Raw genomic sequence first — 24,313 nt, 5'->3', positions numbered from 1 at the left:
ATTTGGGACAAGGGGCATTGAGAACTTTATAACCACTCTCCTATCCTTTCTAGTTGTTTATAGCTGTTAAACCTTAGGAATTTATCAAAATATGGAGATGCAATAAAAGGAGTAGTATTTTTTAAATAATTAGATAAAAAATCCGGTAAATCACTCTGAAATTCCTGTACTTTCTGTCTGTAATTTTTTAGAGAAATAACTTTTATTTTATCATAGTCAAGTTTCCAATAAGCAAGTTCTGAAACTTCTTTTCCGGTTGTGTATTCCACCGCTAAAGCTTGTAAAATTAATTGCGGAAAAAATCCTGACATAACTTCCTCATTGGATGGCGGCGAACCAAGCTTATAGTCTATAATTACCGCTTGTCCATTTGGCAGATACTCAACTCTATCGCATCTTGCTGTCAGAGAAACTTCTTGCAGCTTCCAAGTAGCTTTAACATTATGCACAGGAACGCGATAGGAAAAGCTCTTCTCCAACTCAACACGATTGCTTCTAGCCTTATCAAATTCAACAAAAGATTGAATTATCCCTTGCAGCCTTACCCACCACATATTTGAAAAATTAAACCGACTAGTTGAGAACACCTCCTGTGCAATGCTCATTGGCGATTTTCTGTTACGTAAATACCTCTCAAGAATGCTGTGCACCATATTGCCAAATTCTAATATCGACGGCTTGAAATTTAAGTCTTTTAATTGCTTAAGGTTTAGTACATATTCAATGTAAAATGAGTAAGGATCGCGGATCAGTTTCTCTACCGCACTACAAGGCATCACTTGCATTTTTTCTTCTCTGATTTTAGTTTGAGGTTTCGGCATAGGTTGAATACACGGAGTAACATATTCAGGCATATTTAATACTCTTAGCCAATCGCGATAAGGATATTTTGACTTCTGTAATAGAATTTCCAGACGACGCAATAGAATCGTCTTTCTATTGCTCAGCAAGTTTATAATATAAACTTTACTCGCACAAAACAAATTGCGTAAATTATACAAAAAATACCCCTGCTCCTCTCGCACGGAAGGAAGACTGAATCTTTTTCTTGTCAGTGCATTCAAAAATGGACTTTGAAAACTCGGTATATCATTGAATCCAGCAAGTATTACAACTTTATTGTGATATAAACTAAATTTACTTAAGTCACTTACTGCAAGAAAAAACTCTTTTCTTAAAAATAAGGTCAGAATCTGGCTATATAACTCCAAGGAGCATTCAATTGCAACGCCCTCACACGCATTTAAGAAATCATGGGTAAAATTACCCATTTCATTACTCAATTCTAAAAAATCCACACTAGAGAGTATACTAACACACCGCAAATGAGCTGTTACTACATCAGAAATAGGACAATTCGTAGAATTGAGTAAAGGATTAAGTATAGTTTCTAACTTATTGATAATGATTAATATATCTTCTTTATATCTTAACTTTTTATGGATATTAATAACTTTTACAATGTCATCAAGGCCGCTTGTATTAAAGCTACGTAATATTTCTATTTCAAACTCAGATAAAATTTTACTGTACTCTTCTTGAGCGTAACCAAAAGTCACTAGCCTATGCTTAAGGAGCGAAAGCAATGCTACACTGTTCCAATTCGAAGTCAAAACTTCGATACTATAGAGCAAGAGCGTTACATAAGGGTAATTTTCTGATGCGGAACATGTTATGCGAGCTGCAAGCAATTTATCAAAGACAACTAAAGAAACGTTTTCATAACCTTCATTCTCTATAATTAATGACATCACTTGTGATTCTTCTTCCCTAGAATCACAAGTGATAACTTCAATATTTTCGATGTACCCATTACTAACCTTGCTTAGGTCAGCGGTGGTATCAAAGATGTAATCCAGATATTCTGCAGTCATCCCAGTCCTCTGGTCACAGATTCTAGCACCATGTGCTGGAGGGAGTGCTTCTGGTAGGAAACTTATATCCTCTCTGCTTACACTTAAATAATCCAGCAGATTTTTTAGGCAGTATTGATAGTGTCTTTTATCAAGCGATTTCCAATCTTTCTCTTTAATTTTCAAATTAAGATTAGGCAAAATTATCTTCCCAAACGGCAATTCATATATAGCCTTAATCAATAACTTATAGATTTCACCCTTTCCAATTCCAACAAAGATTATATGTTGATCTTCCTGCAAAGAGATTACCATATTGTTTATATAGTCACTCTTATATTTTAATATATCCATTACTCCTAGATTTTTTAAAGTTTTACTCCAAGCTTCAACAAGCAAGTTTATGAAATTCTCCATTTTCTTTGAATGGTCATTGAGTTGATAATCATCCGTTATTTGAATACATTGAACCTTATCAAGCAAGGATGGCAAGCTATAAGCTAAATCTATGGGAAAATAGTCGTTATTTTTTTTATTCCATTCCAATATGAATTGAATCAATAGTAGTATCCTTTTTGTTGGTTTGATAAATTTAATCCTATCAAGATTTAATATTAAATCTTTCTCATCAATATTCTCTAGTGAAACTATCTCTGGCAAAATTATACATTTTTTAGAATCATAATTCTTGAACGCACTCAGCATTGCTATCACATCGCTTCTGCAAGGAAGTATTATTTTTATCTTGGAAATTTTTTCTTTCTCATATTCAAAAAATATGTGCTGGACCAGCGTATCGAAAAAGGATTCATCCACACTAACAGTAAAAATTCTTCCCACGAAAGATAGCAATTAACACGATGCTTTATTGTATAGCAAAATATAAATGTGCTCACAATTTCTTATGTTATTATACGTTAAAATCTTTTAACATTATATGACAAACATCAGAATAGAAGTTTTAAATAAATGCGAACAAGTTGGTAACAGATGGTTAGTCAACGTTTATTCGATCTACATAAGTAAAGAATTACCATCAAAACTATATAAAGAAATTTGTAAGCTATTTTATAATGAAACCATACAAGACTGCCGTTATTACTCCTACAGTAAAAACTTCGAAGAAATTCGATATGATTTCATAGAACCACAAGCTGAGTGGGGCTTAGAAGTAAGCTTCTTACCTGGCATGACCGATAATATCGGTAACACAGCAAGGCAAATTGTTAGAGAGTACCTAATAAGTAAGGGCTATGTCGACCCATCTGTCATCCCAGTATCAAGCACTGGGATCCAGAAAGGGAGGGCGCAGATTCCAGCGTCAAACGCTGGAATGATATCAATTGAGATAAAAGCAAGAAGTTCAAAATTGATTCTAGGGCAAGGAAATTTGCCAACTGAAGACAACATAGAATTCAACCCAATCACTGAGTATTGCACACTTATTTATAAAGAAAACGGCAATTGCTATTGTAGGCATTATGGTAAATTAAAAGATATCATCCCAGTGCCCAGACATTGGGATCCAGAAAACTTAACTGCAACCAAGCAATTGTATAATGAAAACTGGATTTCAGTGTCAAGCACTGGAATGACACTATCCTCTATACCAACTATCTGTAAATTACAAGATTCACATACTAAAGCACTTTGCACGGAAGTCGTAGCTAAGCCTATTGACCTCAATGTAAGTGATCAAGAGCTTGAAAAAATCAGTAGAGATGGAATCGATGGTAATGGCACCTTAGGACTTTCTCTCACAGCAATGAAAGCCATAAAGGATTATTTCAACAAACTCGGTAGAAACCCATACGATATTGAACTTGAGTCTCTAGCACAGACCTGGTCTGAACACTGCAAGCACAACATTTTCTGCTCTCCCATTGATGAAATAAAAGACGGCTTATATGCGCATTATATTAAGCGTGCAACGCGTGAGATAAACTCCAACATATGCATGTCAGTCTTCTCTGATAATGCAGGAGGAATAATCTTTGATGACGATTACTTGATTGTAGATAAAGTTGAAACTCACAATAGCCCTTCAGCTCTTGATCCATTTGGTGGAGCAATGACTGGAGTGCTTGGAGTTAATCGTGATATAGTGGGTTTTGGCAAAGGTGCGGAGCCTATAATGAATACCTACTATTTTTGCTTTGCCAAAGAAGCAAAAGGTAAATTTTATAGGGACAAGGAGCGTACTGATGAGATTTTACTACCAAAATATATCATGAAAGAAGTGATTCACGGCGTTAATGTTGCTGGTAATTGCTCTGGCATTCCAACACAACTTGGATCGGTATACTTCGATAACAGATTTTGTGGAAAGCCATTAGTCTTTGTTGGAAGTGTAGGAATTATCCCACGCAATATAAACAACGCACCTTCACACATCAAAAAGCCCCAAAATGGCGATAAAATTGTAATTATTGGTGGAAGAGTTGGAAGAGATGGAATTCATGGTGCAACGTTTTCTTCAGAGGCATTATCAGGAAACAGCCCCTCAACAGTCGTGCAAATCGGAGATCCCATAACACAAAAAAAATTATCCAATGCCGTCATAGAAGCAAGAGACCTCGGTCTTTACAATGCAATAACAGACAACGGAGCAGGTGGCCTATCATCGTCCATTGGTGAAATGGGAAAGGATGGATTTGAGGTTGATTTAAGCAAGGTTCTACTCAAAAGTGATGGTATGGCTCCATGGGAAATATGGATATCAGAATCACAAGAGAGAATGACCTTAGCAGTGCCAGAAGAAAATCTGCCTATGTTTAAGCAAATCATGAAAAAACATGACGTGGAGGTCAGCGTAATCGGAGAGTTCAATAGTACAGGTATGTCGACAGTTCGAATCCACTCTGCCTCACCAATAATGAATATCGAAACTGAGTTTTTGCATGATGGTAACCCTAAGATGCACTTAAAAACAAAACCATGGTTTAAGGAGACTACTGCTACCTTAGCGTCACGTGCTGGAATAACACTAAGCCAAGAAGTCGAACTAAAAGAAATGCTGAGCAGACCAAACATATGCAGCAAAGAGTTTATAGTGGTGCAATATGACCATGAAGTTCAAGGGTCGTCAGTGTTGAAACCATTGCAGGGCAAGGGAAGAGTGTGCAGCGAAGCTGTTGTCTTAAGGCCAATTCTTTCTTCAAATAAAGGCGTTGTGAAATCTCAAGGATTTGGCTCAAGTTATGGAGAAATCGACACTTATCATATGGCAGCATGTGCAATTGACACTGCTATACGTAATTATGTAGCTGCAGGAGGAAATATAGAACATCTAGCGTTGCTCGACAATTTTTGCTGGTGTGATGCTTACAATCCAGAAAGGCTGTGGCAACTAAAGAGAGCTGCAGAAGCTTGCTATGATTATGCAATCGCATTTAAAACACCATTCATATCAGGAAAAGATAGTATGTTTAATGACTTTAAGGGATATGATGAAAATGGCAAGAAAGTGATAATCTCTGCACCACCTTCATTACTCATCTCAGCAATTGGGATTATAGAAAATATTGAAAATGCAGTATCGCTTGACGTGAAAATGCCAGGGGACTTGATATATATGCTTGGTATAACCCATGATGAGCTTGGTAGATCTGAATATCAATTATATAGTGGAATAGACAATAACAATGTACCAAAAGTTGATGCAAAGAACGCCAGAAAGTTATACAAGTGTTTCAACCAGGCAATAAAAGAAAGCATCGTTGCTTCCGCAATTGCACTAAACCTGGGAGGGCTGGCTATTGCTTTAGTAAAATCGCTAATTGCAGGAGATCTCGGTGCCGAAATTGATTTTCCATTAGTGCCAGTAGGGAAAACACAAAACACAGATACAATAAACAAAATAATAATGTTTTCTGAATCACAAAGTAGAATTTTAGTTACCATCGCACCACAAAACCAGAAGAGGTTTGAAGAATTGTTAAAAGGTACAGTTTATTCATGTATTGGTAGAGTAACAGAGGAGAAAGTTCTAAGTATCAGGGATATCTTAAAAGTAGATTTAAAAGACTTAAGATCATGGTATACTAATATAAATATTTTTGATTATGATAAATAATTCTTTCACTATGTGTAATATTTACTTAGAATAAATGTATATTGTTACATTTGGGTAGGTAATTATGTTTATTTTATCAATTCTTTTGTTTATTATTCTTTCTTTACTCAACAGTTCAAATAAATTGATAATATGTGCTGCCTTAGTCATAGGAGCTGCTTTAGTTGTAAATTCAATAGTTGAGTTTTATGGTAAGAGAAAAGCTATGTACAGCCTAATAACGTATACAGTGTTATGTTGTGTTCTTAAATGGCAAAATTTTAGCTTGATGATATTCATTTCATACATTGCAATTTTAGTATCCCTCTTCTCAAGTATAATCATTTTTGAAAAATTGAAATCCAAGTTCGGGTTCCATATAACAAATTTCATCACCTTAATTACAGTATCAGTAATTGATAGTACCGTTACGTATTTTGGGCTATTATACAAATTTTCTGCAGATAAGTGTCTATTAATATATATCAGAGACTTAACTCTTAAATTTTCCTACGCATCAATATTAAGCATCTGCTTATTTATAGCAGCACATTTATTTTACCTAGCAAAAAGAAAATATATTAAGCTTTATACCTAACCTGTTTCCTAACAGTAGCTTCATGTTCCTAAAGTTGATTATTTCATACTAGCAAGGTGCAGCCACTGCAAGTTTAAATCAGCTATAATAATTTTACAACACCAGGGTCTTTTGTTTGCTTTGGTGGTAGGGTATTTCACAGCAAACTAACTGAAATATATTAACTTTATGCACAATATTAGCTTTAAACCAGTAAAGTAGATTTCAACATATGCGTTTTCTTTGTTCTAACTATGTTCCTTTTCTATCCTTATGTTGTGTTTTGCTTTTTTCATTACTTTCAGCAAAAGGCCATACAAATGATACGTCAATAACAGAATTTGTTCCTACACACAAAGAAAAAAAAGATAGTTGAGCAACTCAGTACTGCTACTATGAAACAAAAACAGTACAACTTAGGCAAATCATTGAAATGCAAGAAGAAGTCACTATTGACAAAAGTGAAGAATCTACTCAGGTTCCAAGAAGAAAAAAAAAGCGTAGATGAAAAATCGAGAGATATTGCAAAGCCTAGAGAAATAAAAAGCGAAAAAAGTATCGACAATAAAAAGAATGAGTTAGTCATAGCAAAAATTTATTGACTCTATTAAGAAACAAGCTTACAAAATACTGGAACTTTCCTGAAAGCATAGCTTACAAAGAGAATTTTAGTATAAAAATTAACTTATTATTATCCAATCAAGGCGAAATAATCATGGCTGATGTAGCAGACAGTAGTTCCTATAAAAATAATCCACTTTTTAGGTCAATAGCGATAACGCAATGCGTGCAGCATATAAAATGCAGCCCTATAACCGACTTGCCCATTGAATACTACCACATTTAGCATGAAGTAATACTAGACTTTATTTTAAACGGGTAAAATCTTGTAACACACATATCATCCAAGCAGTAACACTGTTTTCTTTTATAGCGTCACGCACTGGGCATAGTTCATCATACCGCGATTCATTCGCGGTATCTCTAGATCTTGCTGACAAGTAGCTGAATGATGGTAGCTACAAAATAGCTACTCCGCTGAATGGATACGTAATTCAGCACTTTCTTCCTGTCATGAAAATAGCTGACACATGACTACATAAATGTCGTGATTTAACCGTCTAAAGGGGAAGAGTGTAATTCTAATATCTCTTTATTTGTTACCTCAGTGCTTCCTTCTCCTGTCATTCCAGTACCCTCTTCTTGTCATACTAGTGCGTGACACTATTTTCGTTTGTTCCTAAATTGCTTCAGCTACAAATACTAAGAAATTTAACAAATAGAAAAGAAGGTAAAAGAAACCCCTGTGGTTGGCTAGTTATCCATATGTACCTCAAATATTGGCGTTTTCTATTCTAAACGCTGTGATTCGGCTATTTTTATCTAACCTAATGTTAAGAAACTTATCTAAGCAGGAAAAAAGGCAAAAAACCCTAAGATAGCTAGTATTCAAGTATTCCCTTATCAATTTGACATTTTCTACTATCTTAAACGCTATATAAGCATATTTCATGCTTATATAGATAAAAACCCAGATTTACAAAGACATAAGGTACATATAGTACAAAAAATTAAATATAATACACCTAATACCCTAAATTTTTTGTCATTGACCTGCACAGATTATGAAGATAAATAAATAGCTTTAATACTATGATAAGAAGACTATTAAACCTGTCAAGCAAATTTTTGCATTTCTATGAGCTATCTGGTCTATATCAAATCACAATATTCGTGCAGTTGTGTGTCATACACTGGAATAACATCAGTAGTGCACAGTAAAATTTCATTTTTTATAAAGAAACTCCACAGCAGCAAATTTTCAATCAACAACAGCCAAAGACCTCTCTAAAACGTCAATTTCTTCTACACTTGTAACTTTATCATCCTGATCGAATGAAATTTGCAGAGATTTACTACTATATTTTCTCTTTCCTAAGAAATTAATCTGTTTAATTTTATATGAGATATAGTACCAGATATGTTCATCGAATTTAGATATCAATGTCGGTGATCCTAAAGTGTGAATCACTTTTTCTTTATCATCACCTACTTTTATCTTGTTCCACAATTCAATACTAATGCCTGGAGCTCCGTGATTGTGAATAGTGTGACAGCTTACTAAAAACAACAAAACAAGAAATATTAGTACTCGCATCTCTATTAATAAATAGCTTAAAGTTACAATACACTAATAAATTATCTGTCGTCAAATTTTGTAAAAGTTAAATTGACTGATTTTTGATATCGCTTAATATAATTATTTACTTCAGAAAATAATAGGTGTTCTATGTCATTGTTAGAAGCAGATCCAATATATAAACCTTTTAATTACCCTTGGGCGTATGATGCTTGGTTACAGCAGCAAAGAATACATTGGATACCCGAAGAAGTTCCGCTTGCTGATGACGTGAAAGATTGGAAAATTAAACTCTTGAATGTGGAAAAAAATTTACTGACTCAGATTTTTAGGTTCTTCACTCAAGCAGACATTGAAGTAAACAACTGCTACATGAGGCATTATTCAAACATATTTAAACCAACAGAAATATGTATGATGCTCGCAAGCTTTTCCAACATGGAAACCATACACATTGCAGCTTATTCTTATCTTTTAGACACAATTGGTATGCCAGAAAGTGAATATCAAGCATTTTTAAAATATGATGCTATGAGAAAGAAATATGAATATATGCTAGAATTTGAGGAAAGTAAAAAACACGATAAAAAGCATGTGGCCAAAACTCTGGCAGTATTTGGTGCATTCACCGAAGGATTGCAGTTATTTGCATCATTTGCAATTTTGCTCAATTTCCAACGCTTTGGAAAAATGAAAGGCATGGGACAAATAATCGCCTGGTCAGCACGTGATGAAACCTTGCATACCAACTCAATTATCAATTTATTCAATACGTTTATTAAAGAGAATAATGAAATTTGGAATGATGAGTTCAAAGAGGGACTATATTCTGCATGTCGCACTATCGTTGGACTTGAAGATGAATTCATAAAGCTTGCCTTTGACCTAGGAGACGTTGAAGGACTATCTGCAGAAGAAGTACGTAATTACATACGCTATATAGCAAACAGACGGTTAATGCAATTGGGCCTGAAGCCCATATATGATATTAATGACAACCCTCTTCCTTGGCTTGATGAAATACTAAATGGTGTTGAACATACGAATTTCTTTGAAAATAGAGTAACAGAATATAGCCGTGCAGCAACCCAAGGCACATGGGAGGAAGCTTTTACTGAAGACGATACCAATAATAAAGAGCGCTAATTAGTCTTTTTGCATTACCTACTATAATCTGATTAGCTTGACACTTGCACTTGGAACTTACGCAAATAGCACTAAACTGAGAACTAACAGTTCTATAAAATAAACTGATGAAATACTGTTTATAGCATGCAAAATACTTATATAAATTTTAGAATACAAGATAAACCTAAAAAACTGTAAGTATAAAAAAGGAGCAAAGTGTTTAGTTCGAATTATTTAATGATAGTGGGAATAGCAGAAATAATAGAAGCTATAGTAAGCATCTTAATAGGTCTTACACTAAGTACCTTGATCAGTCTTTCACCTTTGATAAAGGTGGATCGTTGATAGCATCTCTGTAGTAACGTTAATTGCAGCTCTCATAACAAACTCACTCACCCCAAGGTCCACATAATTGCAATTAAGCGAACCATAAAAGTCGTTATATGCCTAGGTGGCTTATCTATTGGAAGTACCGTAACTGGAATTGGCCTTGTTGTGCTGCCCCAATAACTAAAATAGATTCCCTGTTATCTTTACCAATTACAGCAAATTCTTTATTAGCTATAGTGGTTACAGCACTATTATTCCTAATTGTAGCTGCAATTGGAATAGCTATTGTATCAAATAAAATTAAGAAATTAATGAGGTCATTAGAGAAAGAGCCTAGATCTTCCTAAAAAAACAAAAGAGGAATCACAAAATCTATCAAACACGTTAAAAGAGATTAGCATATGTGAGCAAGCAACCAGCGGTGTTACTAATTCATCACAGTAACCGCACCGTGGCAGTGTTTGTACTTTTTTCCTGAGTTACAAGGGCATTTATCGTTTCTTGAGACTTTGGGAAGATTGTCTTTTCTAGTAGGGTGCAACCTACCACCTACTTCTTGGTTATCTACCAACTTAAAGTGCGCTAGACGATGAATGGTAAGCTCCTTCCCCCTTTCAAGCATACACTCAAATATCAAGAAAGCCTCACGTTTAAATTCATTCAGTGGGTCCTTCTGCCCCATAGCGCGTAAACCTATGCTTTGCCTTAAGCTCTCCAGAATTGAAAGGTGTTCCCTCCATAAATGATCAAGTGTCATGATCATTACTTGCTTTACTATAGTATTCCACAAATCTGTAGTCTGCTGGCCATTGAAATATTTTTCTTTCTCAGTAAAGAATTCTTTTACCTTGCCATTTATATAATCCAAAGCTTCCTGTTTGTTCAAAAATTTCGCCAAGTCTTTTTTATCAAGTGTTATTCCATACCTTATATGAAATTCTTTGGCTATATCTTCAACATAATCTTCGTAATAACCACCTTGTACTATACTTTCCATCACACTCTTATTTACTTCACTATACACTTCAAACAGATCATTAATTTCATTGCCTAAAATGTGGTTTCTCTGTTCAAAAATAACTTTGCGTTGGTTATTGATCACATCATCAAACTTAAGTAGGGATTTTCGCACATCATAGTTTCTAGCTTCAACTTTCTTCTGCGCTTTCTCCAGTGCTTTATTGATCCATGGGTGATGAATAGCTTCGTTGTTCTTTAGCCCCACTCTTTTTAAAAAGCTTCTCATTCTATCAGAGCCAAATATTCTCATTAAATCATCTTCAAGCGATAAAAAGAACTTAGAAAGTCCAGGATCACCTTGACGTCCAGAACGGCCACGTAATTGATCATCTATCCTCCTGCTTTCATGCCTTTCGGTTCCAATAACACATAAACCGCCAGCTTTCATAGCAATTTCTTTATCTCTTTTTACTCTTTCGATTATTTCTTGGTACTTTTTTTCTCTTTCATCAGCATTTTTGATCTTTTTCAGCTCTACTTTTGCTATCATTTCAGCATTTCCGCCAAGCTGAATATCAGTTCCACGTCCTGCCATGTTAGTTGCTATAGTAATATTACCTGGTACTCCAGCTTGTGCTATTATGTATGCTTCCTGTTCGTGATAACGAGCGTTCAATACTGAATGCCTAAGAAAATGATTTCGCAAAAGTGCAGAAAGTTTTTCAGAGTTTTCAATGCTTACCGTACCAACGAGGACCGGTTGAAGGCGTTTGTGGCATTCTTTTATAAACTTCAACACAGCATTAAATTTTTCTTTTTCTGTACCATAAATTTCATCATCAACATCTATTCTTTTTACAGTCACGTTAGTGGGAATTTTCACTACATTTAGTCTATATATATCGCGAAGCTCTTCTGCCTCTGTTGCCGCTGTTCCCGTCATACCAGAAAGCTTATTGTACATACGAAAGTAATTCTGAAACGTGACCGATGCTAAAGTTTGGTTTTCATACTGAATTTCAAGATTCTCTTTCGCTTCAAGTGCCTGGTGAAGACCATCAGAATATCTCCTGCCTTCCATCATACGCCCAGTAAACTCATCAATAATTACCACCTTGCCATCCTTTACTATATAATCTTTATCAGCAGTGAACAGCTTATGCGCACGCAATGCTTGGTCTATATAATGAGTCATTATCATGTTGCCAGCATCATAGAGCGAGGATTTTTCAGAAATGAGATTATATGACCTGAGTAGTTCCTCTACTTGTGAAATACCATCTTCAGTGAGGAATACTGCCCTACCCTTTTCGTCTACTTCATAATCAGAGTCAACTAATTTAGTAACTATTTTATCTATGTGCTTATATATTTGATTGTTTTCCTCAACCGGGCCAGAAATAATAAGTGGAGTACGCGCCTCATCAATTAATATGGAATCCACTTCATCTACTATCGCATAATTGAAGCCTCTCTGAACCATATCTTCTCGAGAAAATTTCATATTGTCCCGCAAGTAATCAAAGGCAAGTTCATTGTTTGTTGAATATACGATATCTGCACTATAAGCCTCTTTCCTTTCTTCATCCGTCAAATCATTCGTGATAAATGCAACAGAAACTCCAAGAGAGTTATACAATTTACTCATCCATTCTGTATCTCGTTTTGCAAGGTAGTCGTTAACAGTCACGACATGCACGCCTTTTCCTTCTAAGGAATTTAGGTATGCAGCTAAGGTTGCAACGAGTGTCTTCCCCTCTCCTGTTTTCATTTCTGATACCATGCCATTATGAAGGACCATCCCACCAATTAGTTGAACGTCGAAGTGTCTCATATTAAGAAACCTGCGAGAGGCTTCACGCACAACTGCAAATGCGGGTACAAGAAGATCATTTAATGTTTTTCCATTTTTCAATTCCCGTTTGAATTCCTCGGTTTTATCAGCAAGCTCCTCGTCGGATAAACTCTGCATTTTTGTCTCTAGTGCATTAATTTGTTCAACAATCTTTCTGAAGGATTTTATTATCTTTTTATTTATTGACCCAAACGTCCTTTTAAAAAAAAACGACAATACAAAAATGAAAAATATAAGAATAGTTGTTAAAATTATAGTAAAACCTGACATAAACTTAAGTAACGTATATTTAATATGAGATTATATTACCAAACGTAGCCCGCAGCAATGATATATTAGATTTAGGTAGTGTCGATATTTATTTCAGCTAGAGATATATACTAGTGAGATGAACAAATGATAAAATGCCATAGCTAGTTTGTTATAACGAGTGGTAACTCTACGGAAATGCTTGATTTTGTTAAACATTCTCTCAATTAAATTCCTCTCTTTATATAACTCTTTATCATATTCTCTTGGTATTTTCTATTGGAACGTGATGGAGTAACAGATTCAACGTTCACAGCTTTCGCTGCCCCAACCACGTAATTTGCATCGTAGCTTCTATCAGCAATAAGTGCTTCCATATATCTGTCATCTATCAGATCTAAAGCTTTTGAATAATTAGATCCCTGGCCAGCAGTAACGAAAAACTTCAGTAGATTACCAAGAGCATCACAAGCAGCGCGTAATTTACTTGAAAAGCCTCCTCTGTATCGCCCCAGCTTTTGTTCTTATCTACTAGTTTCCACATTTTTTCCTGTAACAGCAGCATATTGATGTGCTCTGATTACTGTTGAGCCTATCATGAGCCATTCCGGTCTTTATTAACAGCTAATGTATTGAAAATCATCTGCCAAATACCAGTTTTTCCTATCTTATAAAACATTTATGTATCTCGACCATTTTCCAACCCAGCTGGTAATGCTCTCCATGTTGCTCCTGTTCTACCTATCCACATTACCGCAACTATGAATTTCCTGTTATTTTTGTGTACTTCTTCCTTTACCCACTTTCTTACCTAGCAGACTGTCTTTATATCTTCTTCTATTGCTCATCCTTTAAATATTATAGTATTCTCTTTACCTCATAACTAAAGGTTCCATTATATCACTACTCTTAATGTCGACAAGACCTAAGAAATCTTTTCAAATTAAGAGTTACAAGCAATCCCTATTCTCAAAGGCCTTCTATCAAAACACTAAAGATTCTATTGCATTATTTTAGGTATCTGGTAATCTTTAATTTTTTATAGGACGGAGTTACTTGTAGATTTAGTAGGATATCAACATAGAAAATAAACAGTTTGAAGTACTTGTTAATCCTACATTTAAGAAAAGAGCTGGCATGTCAAGAGGTGATAAAGGTCGTAAGTATGAAGTAAAATTATCAATGCTGTACCTACTCCACGGGCTAAGTGGTGAAATTGACTTTTGGTTAGCATAAAACATAGGAGGTTTTAGAGCCTTTGATGATATTTCTTTTGAGTATAAAAATTAGGAAAATAAATTGAGAATTGTCCTGGTTCAAGCTAAGCACTGCAATAACACATAGTGCCCCAAAAAATATTACCTTTAAAGGTTTGTTTACTGATAGAAACGATGGAAAGCGGCAGAAAGAGGATTTCGGATTAAACAAATATTTTTTTGAATCTTACTTAAGACTAAGTAAAACACTGAATTTCAAGACAGTAATACTACACTTGTCATTCATACTAATGTCAACGTGAATTTAAAAAAAGGTCAAGCAAAGTAATATAACATAGAGATATTAGAGAAGTATTTGGAAGAGTCTAACAGATAATAATATTTTAAGCATCTATGAAGGTCAAAAAGGAACATGCTACAAAATAAAAAATCATACTAAACTGAAAAAATAATTCAGTTGTGATAGTGATAATAAAATAGAAGATTTTCTACTTAGAATAAGGTTTATAGTTAATCAACCTAACCACTCAAAATTAGATGATATCATTAAGAAAGAAATAGGGAATATATACAAAATATCAGACAAGAAAGACATTGATATGGTTTTTACTTTGCACGCGGGAAGATAGAAAATGGTGGGAATAATAGGATAGCTAAGTTTCTTATCTAACAAGAAAAGATGATTATTTTAAGGAAGCTATAAAACACCTTTATAGTCTCAAACCTAGAGAGAGTCTATTTGAACAGTGGAACATTCCACCTAAAATAGATAGTAGAAATTTCATTGAACGAGAATACCTCAATGAAAAAATATTAGATCATCTAAAAACGGAAAATGAGCCTGTCATATTAACTGCTCTGTACAGTCTAGGTGGAATAGGTAAAACACAGTCAGTGCTAAACTTTATTCAAAAACATGAAAAGAATACAAGAGAGTATGTTAGTTTAATACAAAAGACAAAAATCAGCCAACCAGTGAGTACGTTAAGTTGGAAGAACATTAAACATTATTAACGATGAGGACAAAGTTCCTACTACACAGCGAGCTTATTATGTGAAAAACTGGCTAGAAGATTCTAAACGTGAAGTCTAGTTGTTGATTTATGATAATGTACCAAATTATGAAGTCATTTCTAAATTAAGGCCTACAAAAGGCAGTAAAATAATAGTTACGTTCCATAATACTGAATGGTCATAAGGAAGTATAGGTGTAGACGTTTTTACTCCTCCAGAATCAGAATCATACGTTAAGAAAATTCTAGGTCGTGTTTCAGAAAGTGCTAGGCCAAAAATAGGCACATTAAGCAGAAAAATTAAGTAGATTACCTTTGGCTTTGGCTCAGGCCTGCACTTACATCAAAGAAAATAAAATGACTATCTTACGTTACTTAGAAATTTATGCAGAAAGGAAGCTTTATTTATTATCTTATAAAACCCTGCCTAAGGATTCTAACCATAAGCCTGTGTTTATTACTTAAATATTACAATGAATGCAATTTGTAATGAACCTAAACTAGTAAGCAAGTTGTTAGTAGCCTGTGCATATTTAGACAATGATATTCTCAAAAATTTGCCAAGAATATTTCCTAGAGTTGTAGAGAGTAATTCTGAAAAAACCTTTTGAAAAGAAGTATTAGGTATATTATTGAGATATTCGATGCTAGTATCCGATGAACAGAGAGAGTATCTTTATTCGCTGTTTAGTACAAGATACAATTAGGCTAAAGTCAGAGGAAAGTAGAAAAATTAAAAGAGATATAAAAACTGTTTTTCAATTATTAAAAGAAAGCTTCCCTGAAGACAGGATAAATTAGAAGATTATACTTAGAAACAACAATTATTGCCGCATTTAGAAACGTTCTTATCACATATAGATAATTGGCTAGAAGAAAATCCTTTAAAAAACAGACAATGGAGAAGGATTATCTTGTGTATTTGTTAATATTGATAAGTCATGGATACTTTAGCTTAGGTAACCCCAAAAAACAACAGGAGTTGCCCGAACGGGCTTTACCTATTTTTGAAAAATATTATGGAACTGACCATTTTAAAGTTGCTATTATACTTGCAAACCTAGGTATTGTTCATAGAGCTTTAGGTAAACACAAGAAAAGGAGTTACTTGAGTAGGCTTTATCTATCTTTAAGAAACATTATGACTCTGATCATTCAGAAGTTGTTAAATTGCTAGTAGAACTGGATGAAGTTTAGGGTTTTAGCAATACTAGGTGTAACCGTTCACGGAAATAAGGGATTTACAAAGTGATTGTAAAAGTGTAAAGACATGAGAAGCTAAGTATAGAGTGGGTATGATAACAGGGCTGCAGAAAAGATTGTGGCGTACAAATCAAAAAACGCTAATCTCAAAGAAGAAATAAAGGCTCTGATTATAGAAAATGATGGCTTAAAAGCAAAAATAATTGAGCTAGAAGATAAACTGGGTCTGAACTCAAAAAGTTCATCTCTACCACCATCGCAAGATATATATCGCAAAAAAACAAAAAAGAAAAGTGATAAAAAACCAGGAGGTCAGCCAGGGCATAAGGTATATAAGTGAGATTTGATGGTAGCAAATATAGTAGTAGACTATACAATTTTATCAGGTTTGTGTGTGTGGAAATAAGGTTGTTTTAGAAGATGAAATTGTCCATTAAAAGGTAGAATTACCAGAAATCAAACCAATCGTAACTGAGTACAGGTTGCAAAGAAACTATTACAGAGCTTGTGATAGGAAGGGTTCAGCTAGTTTAACCATGGGGGTTTCAAGAGGTCCTCTAGGGTTCAATGCTAAAACAACAATTAGCAGCCTAAGTGGCTTTTTTATTAACTCGAAAAGAAAAGTACAACAAATTTTAAGCAGTATATTTAACCTCAATATAAGTCTTAGTTTAGTATCAAAGACTGAGCACAGAGTATCAAAAGATGCGCATCTGAATATGAGAAAATGAAGGAAGAATTGAAAGAAACCTGCATATAGATGAAACATAGCACAGAAATCAAGGAGAAAGAGGCTGGGTTGGGTAATAACAACAAAGCGCTCTGACACTTCTAAAGATGACCGAGTCTCGTGGCAAGAAGGTGTTGCAAAGTTTACTGCCAGAATACAATGGCATAGTTGTAAGCAACAATACGCTGCGTACAATTATTTTAGTTTGAAAATAGATAGATATGTTGGACACATTTGACAAGAGATTTTCAAAGATTTGCGTATAGTAAAAATATTGAAGTGAGCAAAATTGGCCAGGCGCTCAAGTCACTCAATAACAGAGTATTTGTGGTACAAAAGCAAAAAAATAAAATTTGGTAGATGATTTACGATTTTATCAACTAATGTAAAAATTTTGAAAAAGGGTAGAACATCTTTTGTGTAAAATGACTAGGGTTATAAATGGTACTCAAACTTTGAGGATGGCTGCCAAGATGTTAAGATCTGAGGATATGGAAGTTTTTACGAAAACTTGAAGTGATAGATACAACCAATAACCTTGCAGAACGGTAAATGAGGCGCTATGTAATCTATTGTAAGAACAGCTTTTTCACTTGGTCAGAACGTGGAGAAAGATTCATAAAGATGTTGTCGATATTTTAACTTCGCGTCTAAATGGCCAAAATTCCTTTCAAAAGTTACAGAATCTAGTAACTGTTACTGCTTAATTCTTTATTCATTTCCACAATTTGTAAACGGTTACTTCTTTTTAAGACTTCTGATTATAACTTCTGAAACACTTTGCTCTCCTCATTGATCTCTACTTTTATTTCCTTTTCTGCTTTTCCATCTCCATCTTTTATCTCTGTACTGTTAGGGTATAAATGGACACTAATCATTCCTACTTTGGTAACAAAAAATATTTCAATACCACACCGTAGACTAATTTCTTTTTTCTCCTTTTAGTTTTTTTTCAACTCTTATTATACTCTCCTCAACATAAAATATATAGTGTTTTAAGCTTAACTCTTCTACTTTTGGGCTATTTATAACTTTTACAACCTCAATAATGACATCTTGTGGATATTTTATATAAAAATAGCAGTTATCTATGTCTACCACTAAACCATCTTCTTGAATTTGTGTATCCTTATTTACTATATCTTCATATGCTGGATTCTTTAAGTCGCTTTTAACCTTCTCACATTGTGCAGAGAGACCATTAACAAAGTCTTTATCATAAGTTACATGCCCCAACTCACCACCATAGAAGTCATCTCTTTTCATTTTCCCACCTTTTGATAATAAACTACTAATAATGTTTTTCACAAAACTCCTAAACTTTTATCCTCTATTACCTTACCTGTATTGCTATTATCTTGATTTTCACCACTGTAGTAAATATCCTGATCTCAATGCACGTGCTTTACTGCTAGGGCATAGATCTTTACTATTAGTAACGTCTATTAATACCTCAAATATTATAAGTCTGTTACAGTTCTACTATACCTATAACATAAATTAGCCTTACTCCTTAAGCATTCATCTAATTATTGTGTACAACACCTGGCAGTAAGCCCCAATCTTCAAAATTGGAATCAGCACCTATCACCTAATCATTTTCATCTGACTAACTAGTTATTTGATTAACGCACCTCCGGCCCTAGCTCTTAGAACCATCAAGTATATTTTCTCAAACACTCCCTTCAATTTTTGTACTGCATTCGCTTGTACTATCTGGCATTTCTTGACCATAACTTCTGTCTGTACAATTATTGCCTTCTGGCTGTCCTGAATAAGTACTACCGGAAGTATGTTGATTACTATTCTCACCTGAAAAGTGATTAAGTTCTAAGCCTGATTATTATTACCGGAAATACAATCTGAAACTATATATTTCTCACTATTTTGTGTTCCTACTTTCTTCCTCTTAGATGGCTTTTCAATTGATGGTGCTCGTTATTTCCTTAAAAGCAAGTTTCCCGGAATTCGATTGTCATTTGCTGGCAACTTTAAGCTTGGCAAGCAGCTACATAATTAGCCAGCTCCTTATTCATTAGTTCACCTCCACCATTCATACTATACAACCATTACTCACTAGCTTCCAAGTATTCACCATAATATGGGCAGGCCAACAAAAAAACCATGTTCCTCTACCACAGATATTTATTTCCTCATCCTACATACCTTAGTTACTATAATAGCTTTACACCTTGATTAACTTTGACAGATATGGCTTAAGATATTTACCAGTAATACTTTCTGGTATATCTATTATTTCTTCTGGAGTTCCAGTGGCAACTACTTTCCCGCCTTTCATTCCACCTTCTGGACCGATGTCTATTATATAATCCGCAGTTTTTATAACGTGCAAGTTGTGCTCGATAACTATAACAGTATTTCCTAAATCAACTAACTTATGGAGTATCTTTAGTAAATTATTCACATCCTCAAAATGCAATCCTGTCGTTGGTTCATCAAGAATGTATAATGTCCTCCCAGTAGACCGTTTCGATAGCTCTCTGGATAGTTTTATCCGTTGTGCTTCACCTCCAGACAATGTTGTTGACGGCTGCCCGAGTTTTATATAGCCAAGTCCCACTTCCTGCAAAGAGACCAATTTTTCTTTCACCATTGGAAGGTTGTCAAAAAAATCACATGCTTGATCTATTGTCATATCAAGCACATCAGAAACTGATTTTCCTTTGTAAGTAACTTCTAGTGTTTCTCGGTTATACCGCCGACCTTTACACTGCTCACATTTTACATAAACGTCCGGCAAAAAATGCATTTCTACCCTTAAATGCCCATCACCTTTACACGCTTCGCATCTTCCTCCCTTGGTGTTAAACGAAAATCGGCCTATGTTGTAACCTCGTGCTTTTGACTCTGGGAGACCCGCAAACCAATTTCTCACATGAGTGAAAATGCCGACATATGTTGCTGGATTCGATGCCGGAGTTCTACCAATTGGCGATTGGTCTATTTCTATAATTTTATCTATATATTCAAGGCCTTCTATCTTATCGCATTGGCCATACTTCGCGGATGAATCATACATTTTGCGCGCTAAATATTTATATAATGTTTCTACAACTAAACTTGATTTCCCCCCCCCTGATATCCCAGTTACACAAATAAGATTCCCTATAGGAAACTCAACATCTATATTTTTTAAGTTATTCTCACATGCGTTTACCACTTTTATGTACTGAGTTGCTCGCTTTCTTCTTTTTGGAATTGAGATTGTTTTCTTTCCACTTAAATATTGCCCTGTTATGCTTTTCGAGCTTCTTTGCACCTGATCTGGTGTTCCTTCTGCAACAATTTTTCCTCCATTCACGCCAGCTCCAGGACCAATATCAATTGCATAATCAGCAGCCATTATTGTATCTTCATCATGCTCAACAACGATTACGGTGTTTCCCATATCTCTCAGGTTTTTAAGTGTGGCAATTAATCGATCATTATCACATTGATGAAGGCCTATTGATGGTTCATCAAGCACATATAGAACACCTGTTAACCCTGAACCAATTTGTGAAGCAAGCCTGATTCTTTGACTCTCACCACCAGAAAGAGTACTAGACTCACGATCAAGTGTAAGATAATTCAACCCTACATTCTTTAAAAAAGTTAGTCTCTTAATTATTTCATTTAATATTTTATTTGAGATTTGCTTCTGTTGTTCTGTAAGCTTGCTCGGCAAATTCTCAAACCATTTAAGGAATTCATCGATGCTAAGCCTAGATATCTCACCTATATGTCTACCATCAATCTTCACTGTTAGTGCTTCTTTTCTTATTCTAAAACCAACACATTCCTTACAGTTAGCAACAGAGCAATATCGTTCAATAAGCGTTTCATCATAATCTATCTGGTTTTCCAAGATACCTACCAAACCTCGAAACTTCGTTTCTTTAGAACCAAAAAGTATTACATTCTTCACTTTTTGATCTATGTTCTTCCAAGGAATATCAAGGCTAAATTTGCGGTTTTCAGCCAGTGATAGGATCGCACTTTTTAGAAATCCATAGCTTGCATGCACTTGACGAGACATTGATCCCACTGGCCTTAAAGCACCTTCAGATATTGAAAGTGTTTCGTCTGGCACTATCAACTTTATATCAATATCCAGCTTTTTACCAAGCCCATTACATAAATAACATGCCCCGTAGGGACTGTTAAAGGAGAATAATCTTGGTTCTAATTCCTCAAGAGTGAAACCAGATTCCGGACATGCAAAATTTTCTGAGAAAGTTAAAATTTGACCGTCTTTATACTCAGAATTATGATTATCAGGCAAGCTCATTATTTCCGCATACATTAAGCCATGGCCAAGCCTCAATGCTGATTCTATACTACTTGGCAGCCGGTTCCCTATATTGTCTGATACCAATATCCTGTCTGCAACAACGAAAATATTGTGTTTCTTGTTTTCATCGAGCTTAGGTAAATCATCTATATTATGTACTTCACCATCTATTTTTAACCTCACATAGCCTTGCTTTTTTATTTCCAATATCTCTTTAAGATGCTCTCCCTTTCTGCCACGTACAATGGGAGCAAGTATATATATTTTAGTTTCCAAAGGCAGCGCCATTATAGTATCTACAATTTGAGATACAGTTTGCTTTGCTATTGGTAATCCTGTTGCAGGTGAATAAGGTATTCCTATTCGGGCATACATTAAGCGCAAGTAATCGTAAATTTCAGTAACAGTTCCAACTGTTGATCTTGGATTTTTTGAAATTGACTTCTGATTAATAGATATTGCAGGAGAGAGGCCTGTAATCGATTCAACATCTGGTTTATCTTGAATGTTAAGAAATTGACGTGCGTAAGCCGACAGGCTTTCAACATACCTACGCTGGCCTTCTGCATAAATTGTGTCAAACGCAAGGCTAGATTTACCAGAGCCACTTAGCCCAGTTATAACAACTAGCTTATTTTTTGGTATATTGACATCTACACCTTGTAGATTATGCTCTCTTGCACCCTTAATTCTTATAAAATCGTCCATACATCGCATACCTTCAATTATTATAGCCTATAAATACATGAACTTGCAGTAACTTTCTACTAATTTTTAACTATTATGGAAAATAATAGAACACAAGCTTACAAGAAGAACATCATTCAAATAGCTCTAAAAATACGGAATCGCTTGACAAACTTTGCCAACCCCCTTATCAAGTGCTGAAGCTGATTATTTATCTTCTCTGTACAAATTAAACGACAAAAAAGCTTAGCGTATCTAGTGTTTTATGTTTAGTTTTTCGTACTATGTACACCTCGTATTTTTTACATTTTTGTTTACATTACCAACTAGTGCTGTAAATCGCGCTTGCTGAGCGCTTAAACATAAAAAAACCACCAGCTGATAATAAGGTCATTTAGCGTAATTCTTACTGAGGTTAATCTTACCTTTCTTTCTACTTTCTTTGAATCCAACACATTCTACAGTATTATCTTTTATACTTTTACTAATCTAGTTTGCAATTTGCTCAGCAATTTTATCTATAATATTTTTAGAATCATACTTATGCTCATGCCTATGTTCATATCTATTATTAAACTTATGCCTATACCTTATTGTTCTTCTTCATTAGCAACTACAGTAGAAAAGTGTTTGTACTATGCCTCATTATTGTCAATATTGATATATTTATTTATATTCTCAGTACCTATAAATAGCTCATTATCTGGTGTTAACTTATCCAGATTTTTATAAAATTCGTCTGTTGTACGTGTATAAAAACTGCTACTTACATTTTGATTAGGGGAAGGTTAAGTTGAAAGCAAACCTTTAAGATCATTTGGCATATTTAACTTAACAGCGTAATAAAGTATAAAAGGGTATTCCAATTGGTCAATAGGAAATCATTTATGGAAGCGAAATCACGGTACCTGCTCAGCAGAGCAGCAAAAAGTGGTTGAACAAGCGAATTGTTAGAATAAAATGGGCTAAATAAGGTGTAATGTGGTTAAATTTTCACACTTTACATAATTTGAGGCGAAAAATCGATCATTTGAAGTCTTTTCGCTTTCCTCCTCAATCATACCACTGAACAGACATATTTATTTAGTATAAGATTAGCCACTTTCTATAACTACCGAGTTAGTTTAGCAAGCAAACCTTTCTAGATACCAGTGTCACATACTGGCATGACACCCTACTGGTCGAGATTGCCTTAAAACTACAATGTTTATACAGCTGTGGGTTTTATGGCAAGTTCACTGTCTATAATCAGCTCCTTGCCCTATTGTACTAGCATTATAAAACTAATAAAAAGGAAAGTACTGACTCCCATAAGGAGAAGCACTCGGAAAAGAATTCCCAACATCAGGATTTTGAAAGTAAGAAGGTGGTGTATTATAGCTGTTTACAGCTTCCTTAGCCTTCTCAATATTATCTGACTTCTTTTCATGTTTCATATGAAAAGCCAAGCTACCAACAAAACATACAAGAAAATTAACGCCAAGGGTAACTAATCCAAATTCTGATAAAACTGGGCAAAATACACAAGCTATTAAAGGCGCTAAAGAAATTGCACTAACTATAAACTCAATATTTCTGAACATTTTAAGTTTGTTATCTAGGTAATCTATTTTTTCTTCTTTTCTTGCCGCTTTTTTGCTACTGTGGTACCAAAAGCACATACTAACATGGAAAGCCAACACATACTACTGCAGCTACTATACCTAAAGCTAACAACTTTCTACTGTCTTCCGAGTCTTTTTTCTTATTTTCTCTGCTTTGGTTAGTGGTATTGCCATAGATAACTATAGTGTGACCACACCTAACAAGTAAAGAATCGATACAATATCGCAATAGTAAATAACCCAAGAAATCTAAACTTCTATTGTATACATGTATATGTGTAGTAGATTGCCTGTTACTCTCTTCATTACATTGATCACTTTCCCGTTTCACCACTGCTTAAATCCGAGCACACAAATCCTTTATATAATCTTTCAAAATTCTCCTCATTCCAATCTGTTGCGTTTCATACATCACAAAA

13 protein-coding genes are annotated in these 24,313 nt (G+C 34.7%); 6 read left to right on the top strand and 7 right to left on the bottom strand.

What is annotated here, in order from left to right:
* Positions 1-26 precede the first annotated feature (26 nt).
* Complete coding sequence (locus WBM_RS01600; protein ID WP_011256471.1) at positions 27-2,693, bottom strand: PD-(D/E)XK nuclease family protein; 2,667 nt, start codon at positions 2,691-2,693, stop codon at positions 27-29.
* A gap of 97 nt (positions 2,694-2,790) precedes the next feature.
* Between WBM_RS01600 and WBM_RS01595 the strand changes: the two genes are divergently transcribed.
* Entirely contained in the window at positions 2,791-5,928 is a 3,138-nt protein-coding gene (locus tag WBM_RS01595; RefSeq protein ID WP_011256470.1) for an AIR synthase-related protein, read from the top strand.
* Between the two features lie 951 nt (positions 5,929-6,879).
* Positions 6,880-7,086, top strand: a complete 207-nt coding sequence (locus tag WBM_RS06825; protein WP_011256469.1) for a hypothetical protein — start codon at positions 6,880-6,882, stop codon at positions 7,084-7,086.
* Positions 7,087-8,306: 1,220 nt separating this feature from the next.
* On the opposite strand, the gene WBM_RS01580 is transcribed toward WBM_RS06825, so the two are convergent.
* Positions 8,307-8,642 (bottom strand): outer membrane protein assembly factor BamE, encoded by a 336-nt coding sequence (locus WBM_RS01580; protein ID WP_011256467.1) that lies wholly within the window; start codon positions 8,640-8,642, stop codon positions 8,307-8,309.
* A 132-nt stretch (positions 8,643-8,774) separates the two neighbouring features.
* Here WBM_RS01580 and WBM_RS01575 point away from each other — a divergent pair, with 132 nt between their 5' ends.
* Positions 8,775-9,770, top strand: a complete 996-nt coding sequence (locus WBM_RS01575; protein WP_011256466.1) for a ribonucleotide-diphosphate reductase subunit beta — start codon at positions 8,775-8,777, stop codon at positions 9,768-9,770.
* A gap of 425 nt (positions 9,771-10,195) precedes the next feature.
* On the top strand, positions 10,196-10,429 hold the full coding sequence (locus WBM_RS01570) for a hypothetical protein (protein WP_041571420.1): 234 nt from the start codon (positions 10,196-10,198) through the stop codon (positions 10,427-10,429).
* 80 nt (positions 10,430-10,509) lie between these two features.
* Here WBM_RS01570 and secA read toward each other — a convergent pair whose 3' ends face one another.
* Positions 10,510-13,167, bottom strand: a complete 2,658-nt coding sequence (gene secA / locus WBM_RS01565) for a preprotein translocase subunit SecA (RefSeq protein WP_011256465.1) — start codon at positions 13,165-13,167, stop codon at positions 10,510-10,512.
* Between the two features lie 206 nt (positions 13,168-13,373).
* Positions 13,374-13,523, bottom strand: a complete 150-nt coding sequence (locus WBM_RS05705; protein WP_158676325.1) for a hypothetical protein — start codon at positions 13,521-13,523, stop codon at positions 13,374-13,376.
* Positions 13,524-16,292: 2,769 nt separating this feature from the next.
* On the opposite strand from WBM_RS05705, the gene WBM_RS06215 reads away from it, so the two are divergent.
* The gene (locus tag WBM_RS06215) at positions 16,293-16,553 is read left to right on the top strand and encodes a tetratricopeptide repeat protein (protein ID WP_233417520.1); all 261 of its coding nucleotides are present in this window, start codon (positions 16,293-16,295) and stop codon (positions 16,551-16,553) included.
* Between the two features lie 144 nt (positions 16,554-16,697).
* The gene (locus tag WBM_RS06210) at positions 16,698-16,919 is read left to right on the top strand and encodes a DUF6444 domain-containing protein (protein ID WP_083750408.1); all 222 of its coding nucleotides are present in this window, start codon (positions 16,698-16,700) and stop codon (positions 16,917-16,919) included.
* Between the two features lie 1,311 nt (positions 16,920-18,230).
* Here WBM_RS06210 and WBM_RS01550 read toward each other — a convergent pair.
* From WBM_RS01550 to WBM_RS05055, 3 genes are all read right to left on the bottom strand, one after another.
* Positions 18,231-18,575: a hypothetical protein gene (locus tag WBM_RS01550; protein WP_160119449.1), complete on the bottom strand. Its 345-nt coding sequence runs from the start codon at positions 18,573-18,575 to the stop codon at positions 18,231-18,233.
* 919 nt (positions 18,576-19,494) lie between these two features.
* Positions 19,495-22,311, bottom strand: a complete 2,817-nt coding sequence (gene uvrA / locus WBM_RS01540; protein WP_011256462.1) for an excinuclease ABC subunit UvrA — start codon at positions 22,309-22,311, stop codon at positions 19,495-19,497.
* Positions 22,312-23,573: 1,262 nt separating this feature from the next.
* On the bottom strand, positions 23,574-23,969 hold the full coding sequence (locus WBM_RS05055; RefSeq protein WP_136132036.1) for a hypothetical protein: 396 nt from the start codon (positions 23,967-23,969) through the stop codon (positions 23,574-23,576).
* Between the last annotated feature and the right edge of the window lie 344 nt (positions 23,970-24,313).

It is taken from the genome of Wolbachia endosymbiont strain TRS of Brugia malayi (genome assembly GCF_000008385.1).
Taxonomy (GTDB): Bacteria; Pseudomonadota; Alphaproteobacteria; order Rickettsiales; family Anaplasmataceae; genus Wolbachia.
Note: the sequence above shows the minus strand (reverse complement) of the source record. Positions and strands in the feature narration are given on the sequence as shown.

Coding starts and splice junctions, on each gene's coding strand:
- WBM_RS01595 (WP_011256470.1), top strand. CDS start 2,791: ATGACAAACATCAGAATAGAAGTTTTAAATAAATGCGAACAAGTTGGT.
- WBM_RS06825 (WP_011256469.1), top strand. CDS start 6,880: ATGAAACAAAAACAGTACAACTTAGGCAAATCATTGAAATGCAAGAAG.
- WBM_RS01580 (WP_011256467.1), bottom strand. CDS start 8,642: ATGCGAGTACTAATATTTCTTGTTTTGTTGTTTTTAGTAAGCTGTCAC.
- WBM_RS01575 (WP_011256466.1), top strand. CDS start 8,775: ATGTCATTGTTAGAAGCAGATCCAATATATAAACCTTTTAATTACCCT.
- WBM_RS01570 (WP_041571420.1), top strand. CDS start 10,196: ATGCCTAGGTGGCTTATCTATTGGAAGTACCGTAACTGGAATTGGCCT.
- secA (WP_011256465.1), bottom strand. CDS start 13,167: ATGTCAGGTTTTACTATAATTTTAACAACTATTCTTATATTTTTCATT.
- WBM_RS05705 (WP_158676325.1), bottom strand. CDS start 13,523: ATGGAAGCACTTATTGCTGATAGAAGCTACGATGCAAATTACGTGGTT.
- WBM_RS01550 (WP_160119449.1), bottom strand. CDS start 18,575: ATGAAAAGAGATGACTTCTATGGTGGTGAGTTGGGGCATGTAACTTAT.
- uvrA (WP_011256462.1), bottom strand. CDS start 22,311: ATGGACGATTTTATAAGAATTAAGGGTGCAAGAGAGCATAATCTACAA.